At 49.6% G+C, this 1057-nt stretch carries 1 protein-coding gene; it reads right to left on the bottom strand.

What is annotated here, in order from left to right:
• On the bottom strand, nt 1-1057 hold a 1057-nt coding region (locus tag R7040_RS24805; protein WP_318097324.1), incomplete at both ends, for a PAS domain S-box protein.

Genomic DNA, 1057 nt, shown 5'->3' with positions numbered 1-1057 from the left:
TCCATTACCGCGCTAATAGTGGCTAATTGCGGGTAAATGCTGCCATCCCGTTTGCGGTTGATAAACTCGCCTTTCCATTGACCTTTGGTTTCAAGTTGCTGCCAAAGTTGTTGGTAAAAAGCATCATCATGGTGCCCAGAACGGAGAATGTTGGGGTTCTTCCCAATCACTTCTTCGGCGCTGAATCCGGTGATCTGCGAGAATGCGTTGTTGACATCAATGATATTGGCATTGCTGTCGGTAATGACCATACCTTCTTGCGAGTTGTTGAAGATTTTCGACGCTAACGACAATTGCGTTTCCACCATCTTGCGACGGGTGATGTTGCGCGTCATGCCCAAAATGCCGATCAGGTCACCGGCCTGATTTCGTACCGGTGATTTGATGGTTTCCAGCCAAGTTGGGTTGTTGTTTTCATCAATTTGGCGACACTCTTCAACGATGTTCTGTGTGCCAGTAGCGACCACTAATCGGTCGGCATCAATGAATTTTTCCGCGCGTTCGGCGCTGAAAAGGTCAAAGTCGTTCTTCCCGACAATGTCATCGTTAGACTTTTTCCACGCCTGTTCCACGCTGCGGTTAGTCATGGCGTACAGACCATCGGTGGTTTTGATCCAGATGTGGTCATCCAGACAATCGATGAATTCTTGCAGCGTTGGTAGTGGCTTGTTGGCGTGTGAGTGATGACGTTTGAGCTCTTGATGATAATGCTGGCTAACATCAAAACTGATGCGGCCTGCCAGTGCGCTCAGCCACGCAGAAACGGTTTGCTTTTGCTGCGTTGAGTGCGTCAACGTCACAACGGCAAACAGCTCCTCATTCGGTAGCCATACTGGGCACAGGCTCAAGTTTTCATCATCAAATTGTGAGCAAACTACGTCAAAGTGCGGCGCGGATAATTGCGCGCAGTTTTGCTCAATCATCGCCACGATGGCGCGGTGATTTTGTGGCGAGGTGGATACCTCACTGGATAGCCATTGTTTGGTGTAGCTCAGGGTATAAAGTTGTCCCTGAGCTTGAGTGGCATCACAGCATTGCTGCAGAGCGTGTTGCCAGT

This window comes from Vibrio sp. 1069 (assembly GCF_033340555.1).
The sequence above is the reverse complement of the archived record's forward strand: the minus strand, read 5'-3'. Positions and strand labels throughout refer to the sequence as shown.